Source organism: Streptomyces sp. NPDC051940, assembly GCF_040680895.1.
Classification (GTDB): Bacteria; Actinomycetota; Actinomycetes; order Streptomycetales; family Streptomycetaceae; genus Streptomyces.
In genome coordinates, this window is record NZ_JBFAXR010000188.1 from 1 (window position 1) to 12,617 (window position 12,617).

The 12,617-nt window shown below is 72.9% G+C and carries 14 protein-coding genes and 1 tRNA gene; 11 read left to right on the top strand and 4 right to left on the bottom strand.

Annotated features, from left to right (window positions below; genetic code table 11):
• Window positions 1–149: 149 nt before the first annotated feature.
• The 4 genes from AB0M28_RS37650 to AB0M28_RS37665 all read left to right on the top strand — a co-directional run bounded on the left by AB0M28_RS37650 (window position 150) and on the right by AB0M28_RS37665 (window position 4,595).
• On the top strand, window positions 150–1,259 hold the full coding sequence (locus tag AB0M28_RS37650) for a HupE/UreJ family protein (protein ID WP_365414855.1): 1,110 nt from the start codon (window positions 150–152) through the stop codon (window positions 1,257–1,259).
• 188 nt (window positions 1,260–1,447) lie between these two features.
• Window positions 1,448–2,800 carry a sugar ABC transporter substrate-binding protein gene (locus AB0M28_RS37655; RefSeq protein ID WP_365414857.1) on the top strand — a complete coding sequence of 451 codons (1,353 nt, stop codon included), beginning with the start codon at window positions 1,448–1,450 and terminating at the stop codon, window positions 2,798–2,800.
• Window positions 2,797–3,738: a sugar ABC transporter permease gene (locus tag AB0M28_RS37660; protein WP_365414859.1), complete on the top strand. Its 942-nt coding sequence runs from the start codon at window positions 2,797–2,799 to the stop codon at window positions 3,736–3,738. Before AB0M28_RS37655 ends, AB0M28_RS37660 begins: the two co-directional genes overlap by 4 nt.
• Window positions 3,735–4,595, top strand: coding sequence for a carbohydrate ABC transporter permease (locus tag AB0M28_RS37665; protein WP_365414861.1), 861 nt, complete (start codon window positions 3,735–3,737; stop codon window positions 4,593–4,595). The genes AB0M28_RS37660 and AB0M28_RS37665 overlap by 4 nt, the downstream gene beginning before the upstream one ends.
• Window positions 4,596–4,696: 101 nt before the next feature.
• Here the strand turns inward: AB0M28_RS37665 and AB0M28_RS37670 are convergent, their stop codons facing one another.
• Window positions 4,697–4,939: a type B 50S ribosomal protein L31 gene (locus AB0M28_RS37670; RefSeq protein WP_365414863.1), complete on the bottom strand. Its 243-nt coding sequence runs from the start codon at window positions 4,937–4,939 to the stop codon at window positions 4,697–4,699.
• 78 nt (window positions 4,940–5,017) lie between these two features.
• Window positions 5,018–5,182: a 50S ribosomal protein L33 gene (gene rpmG, locus AB0M28_RS37675; RefSeq protein WP_365414865.1), complete on the bottom strand. Its 165-nt coding sequence runs from the start codon at window positions 5,180–5,182 to the stop codon at window positions 5,018–5,020.
• Between the two features lie 284 nt (window positions 5,183–5,466).
• On the opposite strand from rpmG, the gene AB0M28_RS37680 reads away from it, so the two are divergent.
• The 5 genes from AB0M28_RS37680 to AB0M28_RS37700 all read left to right on the top strand — a co-directional run bounded on the left by AB0M28_RS37680 (window position 5,467) and on the right by AB0M28_RS37700 (window position 9,206).
• Window positions 5,467–7,209, top strand: coding sequence for a serine/threonine-protein kinase (locus AB0M28_RS37680; RefSeq protein WP_365414867.1), 1,743 nt, complete (start codon window positions 5,467–5,469; stop codon window positions 7,207–7,209).
• A gap of 76 nt (window positions 7,210–7,285) precedes the next feature.
• Entirely contained in the window at window positions 7,286–7,378 is a 93-nt protein-coding gene (locus AB0M28_RS37685; RefSeq protein WP_365414869.1) for an LPXTG cell wall anchor domain-containing protein, read from the top strand.
• Window positions 7,371–7,955, top strand: a complete 585-nt coding sequence (locus tag AB0M28_RS37690) for a sigma-70 family RNA polymerase sigma factor (RefSeq protein WP_365414870.1) — start codon at window positions 7,371–7,373, stop codon at window positions 7,953–7,955. The genes AB0M28_RS37685 and AB0M28_RS37690 overlap by 8 nt, the downstream gene beginning before the upstream one ends.
• 40 nt (window positions 7,956–7,995) lie before the next feature.
• Window positions 7,996–8,289 carry a hypothetical protein gene (locus tag AB0M28_RS37695; protein WP_365414872.1) on the top strand — a complete coding sequence of 98 codons (294 nt, stop codon included), beginning with the start codon at window positions 7,996–7,998 and terminating at the stop codon, window positions 8,287–8,289.
• 98 nt (window positions 8,290–8,387) lie between these two features.
• Complete coding sequence (locus AB0M28_RS37700) at window positions 8,388–9,206, top strand: isocitrate lyase/phosphoenolpyruvate mutase family protein (RefSeq protein WP_365414873.1); 819 nt, start codon at window positions 8,388–8,390, stop codon at window positions 9,204–9,206.
• Here AB0M28_RS37700 and AB0M28_RS37705 read toward each other — a convergent pair.
• Window positions 9,178–9,861, bottom strand: a complete 684-nt coding sequence (locus AB0M28_RS37705; protein WP_365414875.1) for a hypothetical protein — start codon at window positions 9,859–9,861, stop codon at window positions 9,178–9,180. The two genes, AB0M28_RS37700 and AB0M28_RS37705, sit on opposite strands and share 29 nt — an antisense overlap.
• Before the next feature lie 174 nt (window positions 9,862–10,035).
• Here AB0M28_RS37705 and AB0M28_RS37710 point away from each other — a divergent pair, with 174 nt between their 5' ends.
• On the top strand, window positions 10,036–11,727 hold the full coding sequence (locus AB0M28_RS37710; RefSeq protein ID WP_365414877.1) for a PHP domain-containing protein: 1,692 nt from the start codon (window positions 10,036–10,038) through the stop codon (window positions 11,725–11,727).
• Complete coding sequence (locus AB0M28_RS37715; RefSeq protein ID WP_365414879.1) at window positions 11,724–12,311, top strand: hypothetical protein; 588 nt, start codon at window positions 11,724–11,726, stop codon at window positions 12,309–12,311. The genes AB0M28_RS37710 and AB0M28_RS37715 overlap by 4 nt, the downstream gene beginning before the upstream one ends.
• Before the next feature lie 107 nt (window positions 12,312–12,418).
• On the opposite strand, the gene AB0M28_RS37720 is transcribed toward AB0M28_RS37715, so the two are convergent.
• Window positions 12,419–12,492 (bottom strand) — tRNA-Pro (locus tag AB0M28_RS37720).
• Window positions 12,493–12,617 lie beyond the last annotated feature (125 nt).

A 12,617-nucleotide genomic window follows, 5' to 3' on the forward strand; every position in this document is an offset into this window, starting at 1 on the left:
AGACGCGCTGGGCCGCGCGCAGCCGGTCCGGGAGGGACGACAGCAGCGCGGGCGTCTGCCGGGGCGGCCGGCCCCGTTCACCGACCTGTCCGGCACGAAGCCCGTCACCGAAGTCCGCCACCGGGCCCGTCACCGAAGAGAGAACCGCCATGCTCCGCCGGCTGCCCGTCCTCCTCCTCACCGCCCTCCTGGCGGTCCTGTTTGCCGGCGGACCCGCCGCGGCCCACGACGCCACCACCACCGCCCGGGTCGAGGTGACCGGCACCGGCGACGGCGTCACCGCCGTCCTCGACCTCGAGTACGACCTGCTGATGAAGTCGGCCTGGCTGTACGCCGAGGCGTACGAGGCGAAGAGCCGCCCGGAGCAGCTCCGCCAGCTGCGGACCAACCGGGACGCCGTCTTCACATATGTGACGGAGCGCTTCGCCGTCACGCGCGGCGGCGAGCCGTGCCGGCCCGCCCAGCGGGGGGAGGCGGACGTCCGCACCCGGGGCGCGAAGTCCTTCGCCGTCCTGCCCCTGGCGCTCGACTGCGGCACCTCGGGCGCGTACGAGATCTCCAGCGCCCTCTTCCCCGACGCGGAGACCTTCGTCCACGGCACGCGGACCATCGCCGCGTACGACCTCGACGGCCGCACCGGCTCCGCGATCCTGACCGGCGCCGACCCGACGCTGCGCGTGTCGGAGCACGGCAGGGACGACCAGGTGGGGGAGTTCTTCCTCCTCGGGGCGGAGCACCTGTTCTTCGGCCTGGACCACCTGCTGTTCCTGCTCGCCCTGCTGATCGGCGCGCACCGGCTGCGCGACGTCGTCGTCACCGTCTCCGCGTTCACCGCCGCACACAGCATCACCTTCCTGCTGGCGGCGCTGGGGCTGGTGGCCGTGCCGGGGGCGGTCGTCGAACCCGTCATCGCCGGGTCGATCATCGTGGTCGCCGTCGCGAACCTGCTCGGCAAGGGCGAGGACCGGCTGGGCCGCTGGCGGATCCCGCTGGTGTTCGCCTTCGGCCTGGTCCACGGCCTGGGCTTCGCGGGGGCGCTGGACATCGACGGGCGGGCGTCGTGGACGCTGCTGCTGTCGCTGCTGAGCTTCAACGTCGGCATCGAGGCCACCCAACTGCTCATCGTCGCCGTCCTCTTCCCGCTGCTGGTGCTGCTGCGGCGGACGTCGGTGGAGCGCTGGGTCGCCGTGGCGCTGTGCGCGCCGATCGTGGCCGTGAGCCTGTACTGGTTCGTGGAGCGGATCGCGGTCCCGGCGTAACGGGCGGGACTTCTCCGCCCCGTTGGTGAGACGTTCACATAGCTGGCCGCGGCGCGCGGTCAGAGGGGGATCCGTCTGCCATCCACGTACATGGATATGAATCAGGTTCACCCTCTTGTCGGTTGGGCCATCCGTGCGTAGAGTCCGGTCACCTTGAATCACAGCAACGGACTGGACGGAGCCGCCCCGTGTCGATCCATTCCCGTAAGACAGGAAGAGGACTGCGCGCCGCCGCACTCGCCGCCTCGATCGCGGTGGCGGTCACGGCCGCCGGGTGCTCCTCCTCGGACAGCTCGTCCAAGCAGGACGAGTCGAAACCGCTGGAGATCTGGATCCGGCAGGACGCGGGCAGCCCCGCGGCCCAGTCGGCCGAGGCGCTCGCCGCCGCGTTCAGCAAGGAAAGCGGAATCAAGACCAAGATGGTCGCCGTCGGTGTCACCGACTTCGAGACCAAGCTGCAGCAGCGCACGGCGCAGAAGGACCTGCCCGACATCGTGATCAACGATACCGGCCAGCTCGGCAACATGGTCACCCAGGGACTGGTGCGCGAGGTCGACAAGGACGGCATCGCCGGCAGCGCCGACCTGGCCGACCGGGCCTGGGAGGCCGCCCAGGGCTACGACGGCAAGTACTACGGTGTGCCGTTCAACTCGCAGGCGTTCGCGCTGCTCATACGCAAGGACTGGCGGGAGAAGGTGGGCGCCCAGCAGCCCACGACCTGGGACGAGGTCACGCAGCTGGCCACGAAGTTCACCAAGGACGACCCCGACGGCAACGGCAAGGACGACACCGCGGGCCTGGTGATCCCGGGCACGACCACCCGGGGCTATCTGACCTGGTGGTTCTACAGCATGTTCTGGTCGGACGGCGGTGAGTTCGTCAAGAAGCAGGGCGACGGATACGTCTCCGCGGTCAGCGATCCGGCCTCCGTCGCCGCGGTCGAGAAGCTCCAGGCGCTGTACTGCGAGGACAAGGTTGTCCAGCCCGCCTCCCTCACCGCCGACTCGACGACCACCCACACCGTCTTCGAGAGCGGCAAGGGCGGCATCTACCTCACCGGCCCCTACATGCTGCCGCGCTTCGACAAGTCGCTCGGCAAGGACAAGTACGAGGTCGTCGCCGCCCCGGCCGGCTCCGCGGGGCAGACCGCGCTGGCGGAGGGCGAGAACGTCTACATGATGGCCGGATCGGGCAACGAGAAGGGCCAGCAGAAGTTCGCCGAGTACGCGGCCTCCCCGGCCGGCCAGAAGATCGGCCTCGGGGTGGACAACGGCGGCATCATCGTCCGGCTGCCCGTCAACACCAAGGTCGACGGCGCCGCCGAGCGCAAGGACCCGCGCTGGGACGTCTTCCAGAAGGCGTACGACACCTCCGGCCGCAACGTCCCGACGCTGCCCAACTGGGCCACCTTCCGGCAGATCTCGTCCGAGGGCTTCAACAGCGTGGTCGCCGACTGCTCCAAGGACGTCGGTGAGTCGATGAAGGAGCTGGCCGGCCGGTTCGACGAGGAGCTCGAGAAGCAGGGGGCCAAGGGCGAATGACGGTGACCGAGGCGCGGCCGGCGAAGGCGAGCCGCGACACCGGGCGCACCCGCGGCACGGGTGCGCCCCCGGGGGTGCGGCTGCGCAGAGCCGCCACACCCTGGCTCTTCCTCGCCCCGGCCCTGCTGCTCTTCCTCTACTTCAAGTTCATCCCCATGTACGAGGCCGTACGGATGAGCTTCGAGGAGGTCCGGCCGTTCCTCGGCAACACCTATGTCGGAGGCGCCAACTACTCCGAGATCACCGACAGCCCCGACTTCGCGGAGGCGCTGTGGCACACGGTGGTGCTCGCGGTCACCCAGACCGCGGGCTCCATCCTGCTGGGTCTGGCGCTGGCGCTGCTGCTGGAGGGGCAGACGCGGAGCCTGTGGTTCATCCGCTCGGCGATCTTCCTGCCGGTGGTGACCGCGATGGCGGTGGTGGCCGAGGTGTGGCGGGTGATGTACTACCCGACCGAGAGCGGGGCCGTGAACTCCGTCCTCGGCTTCTTCGGCCTCGGCCCCAGCGAGTTCCTCAACTCGCCGGACAGCTCGCTCGCGTCGATCGCCTTCGTGGGCATCTGGCGCGGCGCCCCGTACGACATGATGATCTTCCTGGCCGGCCTGGCGGGCGTGGACCGGGTGCTGTACGAGGCGTCCGCCGTGGACGGCGCCTCCCGCTTCCGCCGGATCTGGCACGTCACCCTGCCGGGGCTGCGGCCGGTCTTCGCGATCCTGCTGACGCTTGCGGCGATCCGCGGACTGCGGGTGTTCACCGAGGTGTTCCTGCTGACCAACGGCGGGCCGGACGGCTCGACCGAGGTGCTCCTCACCCTCACCTACAAACTCGGCCTGGAACGCAACGAGCTGGGGGTGGCCGCGGCGGGCACGGTGGTGCTGTTCGCGATGCTGCTGGTGCTGACGATCGCGTCCCGGCTGCGCCGGAGGGAGCCCCGATGAGGAACGAGACCGCACTCGGCCTGCAGGAGGCGCGCGGCCCCGTCGCCCGGATCCTCAGGTTCGTCCTGTACGTCGTGCTCTTCGGGGTCTTCGCCGGACCGCTGCTGGCGCTGATGATCAGCGCCTTCACGCCGACCGTGGACCCCACCCAGTTCACGCTGGTCCCGGACAGCCTGTCGCTGGCCAACTTCGAGAAGGCCATCGACCGGAACGTCCTGCACTACCTGCTCAACTCCTTCCTCGTCGTCGGCGGCGGGCTGGTGCTGCAGGTGCTGGTCAGCGTGTTCGCCGGTTATGCGCTGGCCCGCAAGAAGTTCCGCGGCTCGGCGGCGGTGCTGGTGGTGATCCTGGCGACGATGATGCTGCCCGAGGAGGTGCTGGCCGTGCCTCTGTCGGTGCTGCTCGCCGACCTGCCGGTCATCCATGTCTCGCTGGTCGGCTCGCTGTTCGGCATGATCGTGCCGATCGCGGCGTGGGGCTTCTCGATCCTGGTCATGACGGAGTTCATGAAGGAGATCCCCAAGGAGCTGGAGGAGTCCGCGAAGCTGGACGGCGCGGGCGAGTTCCGGATCTTCTGGCAGGTCGTGCTGCCGCTGTGCCGTCCGGCGCTGGGCGTGATCGGGATCTTCGGCTTCACGATGATCTGGGACCAGTACATGCTGCCGCTGCTGGTCGCCACGGATCCCGACCAGTACACCCTGCCGCTCGCGCTGCGCAGCCTGCGCGCGGACGACGAGGTGGGCATCGGGGTGCTGCTGGTGGGCGCCTTCCTGGCGATGCTCCCGTCGGTGCTGGCGTTCCTGGCGCTGCAGCGCTCGTTCATCAGGGGGCTGACGTCGGGGGCGGTGAAGGGGTAGCGGGCACGCGGACGCCCCCGGCACGGTGTCGTGCCGGGGGCGTCCGTGTGCGTGCTCAGCGGTCGTGGCGATGCCGTCTCAACGACCGTAGCGACACGGACTCAGCGGCCGTAGCGCCGGTTGAAGCGCTCCACACGGCCCGCCGTGTCGACGATCCGCGCCTTGCCGGTGTACGCCGGGTGGCTGGCGGACGAGGTCTCGACGTCGATCAGCGGGTACGTGTTGCCGTCCTGCCACTCGATCGTCCGCGGGGAGTCCGCGGTCGAGCGGACCAGGAACGCGACGTCGGCGGCGCGGTCACGGAAGACGACGGGGCGGGAGACGGGGTGGATGCCGTGCCTCATGGAAGATCCTTTCCTGGAGCTGCCCGCGCGGGCGGGGCGGACGCTCCGTTCGTCACTCGTCACGGAAGGCGACGAGGTTCAGCGCACCTCGCGGAACGCGACGTGCTTCCCGGCCACGCGGTCGTACTTGCGCAGGACCAGCCGGTCGGGGTCGTTCAGACGGTTCTTGCGGGTCACGTAGGTGACACCGGTCCCGGCGCTCGACCTCAGGGTGACGACGGGACGGGCGGTGGCACGCGCCATGGCGAAGACTCCTTTCCTGTCGCCCACGGCTCCCGGATCTGACCGGACCATGTCAGCGACACCCCTTCCAACAGCGACCGGCACCCGGGCATTCCCGGGGACGGTGCTGCGGCATCCGCTGCCGTGCCGGCTGTGGCGGCCCTCGTGTCGCTGGGCGCCGGTCCACCGTCACTGCACGCCGCGACCGCCGAACGCGTGATCGACGCTGGGGCGCGTGATGCAATGGGGGCCGCAGTGGCGATCTCGAGGTGGAGTGCGGCGTGTTGGGCGACGGTGGGGCAGACATGGGGAGTTTCCAGCCGCTACAGGACGGTGATCCGCGCGCGGTGGGCGGCTACCGGCTGCTGGCCGTGCTCGGGTCCGGCGGAATGGGGCGCGTCTATCTGTCGTACACGCCCGGTGGCCGGGCCGTGGCCGTCAAGGTGATCCGGCCCGAGCTGGCCGAGAGCGCGGAGTTCCGCCGGCGCTTCCAGGCCGAGGTCGCCGCGGCGAGCCGGGTGCACGGGCTGTACACCGCGCCCGTCGTCGACAGCGACACCGAGGGGCCGGTGCCCTGGTGCGCCACCGCGTTCGTGCCCGGGCCGTCGCTCGCCGACGCCGTACGCGACCACGGACCGCTCCCGGTCGACACCGTGCTGCGGCTGATCGCCGGCGTGGCCGAGGCGCTGCAGGCCGTGCACCGCGAGGGGATCGTGCACCGGGACCTCAAGCCCTCGAACGTGCTGCTCGCCGCCGACGGCCCGCGCGTCATCGACTTCGGCGTGGCGCGGGCCGGGGACACCCCGTCGATGACGCAGCGCGGGGTGGCCCTCGGGACGGTCGCGTACATGGCCCCGGAACAGGCGCTGGGCGCGGATCCCGCGCCGTCCGCCGACGTCTTCGCGCTGGGCCAGACCGCGGTGTTCGCGGCGACGGCCCGCCCCGCCTTCGGCGAGGGGGAACCGCACGCGGTGCTCTACCGGGTGGTGCACGAGGAGCCGGACCTCGGACGGGTGCCGGACGAGATACGGGACCTCGTGACCTGGTGCCTGCGCAAACCGGCCGCCGAGCGGCCGTCGGTCGGGGAGGTCATCCGGTCCGTCCAGGCGATCCGGGGACCGCAGGCCGTCCGGATGCCGCAGACCTCCGGGTCGTGGCTTCCGGACCTGGTGGCGGCGGGGATCGCGGCGCGCGCCGAGGGGGCGGACCAGGCGCGGGCGGATGCCCCGCCCACGCCCGCGCCCCACCCGGCCTACACCCCCACCTCTCCCTCCCATGGCGTCCTGCCCGCACCGGTGGTGGTCGGACCCGCGTCCCCGCAGGGCGTGTTCGGCCCGCCGCAGGGCGACGTCCCGGACAGGCGCCGCAGCCGGCGCGCGTGGGTGGCCGCCATGGCGGCCGTGGCTCTCGTGGCGTGCGGGGCGACCGCCGCGCTGCTGCTCGTCCCGGGGGACGAGGGCGCACCCCGGGAGGCGTCCGGAGCGCCTACGGCGGCCTCCTCGGCACCCGCCACGCCGACGTCCGCCCCGTCCTCCGCCGGCCCCACCCCGACGGCGTCGAAGAAGCCGAAGCCCAGCCCGTCGCGGACCCCTTCGGCCGGCTCCGCCCCCACCCGCCGGTCCGCCTCGCCCACGGCGTCCCCCAAGGCCACGGCCCCGAAGCAGCCGACCGCGGTGACGTACTCCGGCATCCGGCTGGAGCCCGACCACGACCTCTACCTCGCGAACACCCCCGTCCGCCCCACGGCGGACACCGGCAGCACCGACGAGGACCTCACGTACGCCGTCTACACCGACGGCGCGGTCCTGGCCCCCGGCACCACGTCCGGCACCACGATGACCCCGCTCCCCACGGGCCGCCAGGGCAGCCTGGACGCGTGCCGGGCGGCCACGGCCCACCAGGACTACGTCTGGACCCAGGACCTCACCGCGGGTCAGCAGCTGTGCCTGGTCACGGGCACGGGCCACGTGGGTCTGGTGACGTACCGCGGCTCGTCGGGCACGTCGTACGCGACGCTGGACGTGAAGGTGTGGCGCGACGCGGCGTGAATCCTTTCCCGCCCGCCGTCCCTCTCATGGGTGTGCGGACGACAACGTCCGCCGCCCATCGAACCGGGAGGACCCCATGACCACCGTCATCGTCGCCGTCGCGGCCGGCGCGCTGCTGCTGTGCGTGTGCACCGTCACGCTGCGCCGCCGGAGGCGTCAGCGTGGCTGACCGCACCTGGCCCGGCGAGACCCTCGTCAGCGCGGCGCAGCGCGGGGACGTGGAGGCGCTCACCGCGCTGGTGCACGGCTCGTACCCGCATGTGCGCCGGTTCGCGCACACGCTGTGCGCGTCGCCGCAGGACGCGGAGGACGCCGCGCAGGAGGCGCTGATCATCCTGTACCGCAAGATCGGCATGCTGCGCGCGTCCGGGGCGCTGGCGTCGTGGATGTTCCGGATCGTGCGCAACGAATGCCTGCGCCACGCGCGGGCGCTCGTCCACCGCGACCCGGCCGCCGATCCCGTACGGCTCGAGGCGCACGGCACCACCGCGCCCTCCGCGGAGGAGGACGTGCTGCTGCACCTGGAGGCCGAACGCGTGGCGGCGGCCGTCGCCGCCCTGCCCGAGGACCAGCGCCGGGTCCTGGTCATGCGGGACATCCAGGGCCTGCCCGGCCGCGCGGTCGCCGACCGGCTCGGGCTCAGCACGCCTGCGATGAAGTCCCGGCTGCATCGCGCCCGTTCGGCGGTGCGCGAGGCGCTGCACGACGAACTGGCCGTTATGAGGGGAGCCGACCATGAGATCTGACCCGGCTGTGAAGCCCGAGCCGACCCTGAAGCCTGACCCGGTGACGAAGCCTGACCCGGTCACGAAGCCTGACCCGGCCGCGAAGAGCTACGCCAGTGCCACGCTCCCGCGCCATCTGGCCCGCGGCGCCGTCGGCTTCGGCGCCCTGGTTGCCTCCCTGGCGCTGCTGCCCCTCGTCGGGCCGGTGAGCCTGCTGCTGGCCCCGCTCGGACTGTTCGCGCTGCGCGGCTGCCCGATGTGCTGGGCGGTGGGCCTGATGGAGACGATCTCGGCCGGACGCCTGCGTCGTACGTGCACGGACGGGAGGTGTGAACTGACCCGCGCCGGTACCTAGTCACCCGTGCGGTACGGGGGCTGGTGACGTGGCCGCGCCCCGACGTTCATGTCGGATTTCCGCCAGAACTCGTCACCGGCCCCTGATTGACTCGTCGCATGACCACCACGCAGGCGGACAAGGCCCGCCTCTTCCGCTCCCTCCACACCCCCGACCGGCCGCTGGCGCTGGCCAACGTCTGGGACGTCGCCGGCGCCCGCGTCGTCGAGGCCGCGGGGGCTCCCGCGATCGCCACCACCAGCGCCGGCGTCGCCTGGTCCCTGGGCCTCCCGGACGGCGACGCGCTGCCCCGTGACCGGGCGGTCGACGTGATCGCCGGGATCGCCGCGGCGGTCGGGGTGCCGGTCACCGCCGACATCGAGGCCGGCTACGGGCAGCGCGCGGCGGACGTCGCGGAGACCGTCGTCCGGGTGATCGAGGCGGGCGCGGTCGGCATCAACATCGAGGACGGCACCCGCCCGCCGGCGGAGCTCGCGCAGCGGCTGACGGTGGCGCGGGAGGCTGCGCGGGGGACCGGGGTTGATCTCTTCGTCAACGCCCGTATCGACACCTATCTGTTCGGGCTCGGCGACCCCGCCGACCGGCTGCGGGAGACCGTGGAGCGGGCCGGCGCGTATGTCGCCGCCGGGGCGGACGGCGTCTTCGTCCCCGGTGTCACCGACCCCGACACGATCAAGTCCCTGGCGGCGGCCATCTCCGTCCCGTTGAACGTCATGGCCGCACCCGGCGCGCCGGGTGTCGCCGAGATGGGCGCCCTCGGAGCGGCACGCGTCAGCCTGGGCGCAGGCGTCGCCCAGGCCGCGTACACGGCCGCCCGCCGAGCGGCGGAGGAGCTGTACGACCCGGGCACCTACGACGGCCTGACGGACGCGATCCCGTTCCCGGACCTCAACGGCCTCCTCGCCAAGCCTCGTTGAGCAGCTCCCGCTGGAAAGCGCTGACGCGCCCTTCGTCGAGTGAGAGGAGCCAGGGCACCAGCTCCGGCGCGGCGTGCACCTCGCCGTAGAAGCCGAAACGGAGGCCGTCGATCCCGCCCTCGGGAAGCCAGCGCCCGAGGGCGTCCCGCAGATGCAGATCGGCGGCCGCGGTGCGCGTCCTGGCCCAGAGGTCCAGCCACGGCGCGAGGACGCCGGTGCTCACGGAGACGACCTCCAGGACGTCAACGACGTGCACCGCCCCCGGATACCGGTGCAGCACGGACCCCCACCAGGCCCCCCAGACCTCCCCGAGCACCCCCGGTTCCGGCTCCGGCCAGTCACGCCACCCGGTGGCAAGCAGACGCGACGCGACCAGTGCGGAGTCCAGCCGGCCGGCGACGAGGAGGCGGACGGTGCGTGGCGCGAACCTGCGGTACAGGGCGGGGAAGTCGTCCCAGTGGTCGGGCGTCTTGTGCGCGACGGAGGAGACCAGCCGGTCCGGCACCCGGCTCACGGGCCCGCGCAGCAGCGCCAGGTCGGCCCCGCTGTAGCAGTGCTCGCAGCCGTCCAGGGGAAACGGCCGGTCGGCCGGCGGGGCGAAAGCGGCGTCCAGGGCGTCGAGTGCGCGCTCGAGTCGGTGCTGCGGGTCGGTCATGCGGGGACCTGACGGGGCTCCGGCCGGCGTGCCGGCGAAGAGGGCGACGTTAGCAGAACGCCCGCCGGGAAGCGCTGCCTGGGCGTCATCAGGTGCTCATCCTGCGGTGGTTCGGCGTTCATCGGCGGCGGCGAGCCTCGCTGCGGACCGTCGGCACGGACGCAGGAGGCACGCATGGGACACGCGGGGCACCACCATCACCACCACGACCACCCGCAGGGCGCGCTCCCGGCCGCGTTCGACACCTCCGTGCCGGATGAGGCGCTGACGCCCGACCAGCTGTCCCGCCGGTCGATGCTGCGCCGCGCAGGGCTCCTCGGCGCCGGGCTCGCCGCCGGCAGCGTGCTCACGCCCGCCGTCGCACAGGCCGTGGCGCCGGCCGGCGCGCAGGGCGGCAGCCGGAGCAGCGGGTTCCTGTGGCTCGCGGGGGACCACCACATCCACACCCAGTACAGCTCCGACGGCAAGTACCGCGTCGGCGACCAGGTGCGGCAGGCCGCGCGGCACGGGCTGGACTGGATGGTCATCACCGACCACGGCAGCGAGACCCACGCCCGCATCGGCGTCGAGAAGGTCAACCCGGACATCCGCGCCGCCCGCGCCGCCCACCGCGACACCCTGGTCTTCCAGGGCCTGGAGTGGAACATCCCGGCCGCCGAGCACGGCACCGTCTTCGTCCACCCCGGGCGCGACGAGGTCGCCGTCCTCAAGGAGTTCGAGACCGGCTACGACGGCGCCGTGCGCCGCGCCACGGACCCCACGCCCGGCAACGAGGCCCTGGCCGTCGCGGGCCTGAACTTCCTCGCCGAGCAGGTCCAGCGCCGCCGCGTCCGCGACATCCTGATGCTCGCCAACCACCCCGCCCGCAAGGGCATCGACTCCCCGCACGAGATCCGCGCCTGGCGCGACGCGACGGCCGGCTCCGGCCGCCAGATCGCCATCGGCATGGAGGGAGCCCCCGGCCACCAGGCGGCCGGCATCGAGAAGACGTACGGCATGGGCCGCGCCCGCGGCCTGTACGACGGCAGCCCCGCCGCCGCCTCGTTCCCCGGCTACCCGCTCGAGAGCTACCGGACCTGGGGCGGCTTCGACTGGATGACCGCCACCGTCGGCGGCCTGTGGGACAGCCTCCTCGCCGAGGGCAAGCCGTGGTGGATCACCGCCAACTCCGACTCCCACAACGTCTACACGGACACCGCGATGCGCGGTCCCGGCGGAGACTTCGTCACCAACGGCCGCTACGAGGACCCCGTCTACGGCGGCAAGGTCGACCTGACCGAGGGCGACTACTGGCCCGGCCAGTACAGCCGCACCCACGTGGGCGCCGAGGACTTCTCGTACGCGGCGGTGATGGACGGCATCCGCGCCGGCCGGGTCTGGGTCGACCACGGCGGCCTGATCGGCGGCCTCGACGCCCGCCTCACGGGCGACGGCCGCTGGGCCACCCTCGGCGGCGCCCTGCCCGTGGAGCGCGGCGCGCGCGTCACCCTCACGGTCGACATCGCACTGGCCGGCGGCCCCAACTGGGCCGGTTTCCAGCCGGAGCTGGCCCGCGTGGACGTGATCCAGGGCGATATGACGGGCCCGGCCGGCGACCAGGACACGTTCACCGCGCCCACCGCGCGCGTCGTGCGCTCGTACGAGGTCGGCAGGTCGGCCGGCACCGTCCGCCTCACCTACGACCTGGGCCGGGTCGACCGCCCGCTGTACGTCCGGCTGCGCGGCACCGACGGCAACCGGTCGGCGCCCGGCCTGATGGGCACGTCCGTCGACCCGGCGGGCCCGGCGATCGACGTGGTCGGCGACGCGGACCCGTGGGCGGACCTGTGGTTCTACTCCAACCCGGTGTGGGTGCTGCCGTCGTGACCACGGGCCGTCACGTCGTCGGCGCCGACCCGGACCTGAGGGGCGACCTGCGCGAGGCGGACCACCTCCTGCACGGCCTCGCGGCGGAGCTCGCCCTGCCCGACGGCGCGATCGCCTGCACGCACGCCGTCCGCGACGGCCGCCCCCGGCTGGGGTTCTCGTTCGCCCTGCCGACGGCGGACGCGGCCCGGGCGCTCCGCGAGCGCCTGGGCCGTACCCGGCAGGGGTGGGGCGTCGCGCTGGGCGGCCACCGCGACGGCCCGGCCGCTCTGGCGGCCGGAGCGGCGCACGCGGCCGCGGAGCACGAGGCGCGGTCGGCGGGCCGCGCCGTGCTGTACCCGGGGGCGGGCGGACTCACCGGCACGGTGACGGTGGCGTCGCTGCTGACGTCGACAGCCGTGGACCGCGTCCGCGTCCTCGGCTCGCCCGACGCCCCGCTACCGGACCGGCGGATCGTCACGCGCGACCACGTGCGCCCGCACTGGGAGGACGGCCGCCTGGTGCTCGCCGCGATCCCGGCGGCGGGCGGCACCCTGGTCCCGTTCGAGGTCCCCGACCCGACGCCGTGCTGCCCCGCGCCGTAGGGCACGGGGTCGGGGAGCACCGCCGCGAGGGGCGGCCGGGCATGCGAACAGGCCGCCTCCATTGCTGGAGACGGCCTGCGATCAGAGACTGCGGACCTGCGTCCGAGTCGGGACGGCGGGATTTGAACCCACGACCCCTTGACCCCCAGTCAAGTGCGCTACCAAACTGCGCCACGTCCCGGTGCTCATCCGACCTGGGGTTTCCCCCGAGGCCGCTGTGGGTGTCCGGGGCGGGTTCGTCGTACCACAGCACGGAGTCGGATCCCCCGGCCGCCGATGTCCCTTCGGCCGCGGGGGTGTCGGCGG

Coding starts and splice junctions, on each gene's coding strand:
- AB0M28_RS37665 (WP_365414861.1), top strand. CDS start 3,735: ATGAGGAACGAGACCGCACTCGGCCTGCAGGAGGCGCGCGGCCCCGTC.
- rpmG (WP_365414865.1), bottom strand. CDS start 5,182: ATGGCGCGTGCCACCGCCCGTCCCGTCGTCACCCTGAGGTCGAGCGCC.
- AB0M28_RS37670 (WP_365414863.1), bottom strand. CDS start 4,939: ATGAGGCACGGCATCCACCCCGTCTCCCGCCCCGTCGTCTTCCGTGAC.
- AB0M28_RS37650 (WP_365414855.1), top strand. CDS start 150: ATGCTCCGCCGGCTGCCCGTCCTCCTCCTCACCGCCCTCCTGGCGGTC.
- AB0M28_RS37700 (WP_365414873.1), top strand. CDS start 8,388: ATGACCACCACGCAGGCGGACAAGGCCCGCCTCTTCCGCTCCCTCCAC.
- AB0M28_RS37680 (WP_365414867.1), top strand. CDS start 5,467: ATGGGGAGTTTCCAGCCGCTACAGGACGGTGATCCGCGCGCGGTGGGC.
- AB0M28_RS37660 (WP_365414859.1), top strand. CDS start 2,797: ATGACGGTGACCGAGGCGCGGCCGGCGAAGGCGAGCCGCGACACCGGG.
- AB0M28_RS37685 (WP_365414869.1), top strand. CDS start 7,286: ATGACCACCGTCATCGTCGCCGTCGCGGCCGGCGCGCTGCTGCTGTGC.
- AB0M28_RS37705 (WP_365414875.1), bottom strand. CDS start 9,861: ATGACCGACCCGCAGCACCGACTCGAGCGCGCACTCGACGCCCTGGAC.
- AB0M28_RS37710 (WP_365414877.1), top strand. CDS start 10,036: ATGGGACACGCGGGGCACCACCATCACCACCACGACCACCCGCAGGGC.